The 316-nt window shown below is 43.0% G+C and carries 1 tRNA gene; it reads left to right on the plus strand.

Annotation, left to right across the window (positions count from 1 at the left end):
- The first annotated feature begins 29 nt into the window (after positions 1–29).
- Positions 30–105: transfer RNA gene (locus DIC66_RS22810), tRNA-Ala, on the plus strand.
- Positions 106–316 lie beyond the last annotated feature (211 nt).

Raw genomic sequence — 316 nt, forward strand, 5'->3', positions numbered from 1 at the left:
CAGAGTCTTCCAATTGCTAAACCTGATTTGGGGGTGTAGCTCAGCTGGGAGAGCGGCTGCTTTGCAAGCAGTAGGTAGCGGGTTCGAGTCCTGTCACCTCCACCAGTCTTTCGACAATCGTATAAATGCTGCTTGATAGTTAATCAAGACGGTATTTAACTTATCTCTTAGGTAATAAACCAGGTTCTGGTTATTCAATACCAAAGTTGCTTCGCAAGAGGCTGCTTTGTTGTTGATCGAGATTACTTGATCAATCGGCTGTTCTTTAACAATTTATAGAGTTTAATCAGCGTTGCCAATCATTAAGCAGCGTCTG

Origin of the sequence: Rhodoferax lacus (assembly GCF_003415675.1) — a bacterium.
GTDB lineage: Bacteria > Pseudomonadota > Gammaproteobacteria > Burkholderiales > Burkholderiaceae_C > Allorhodoferax > Allorhodoferax lacus.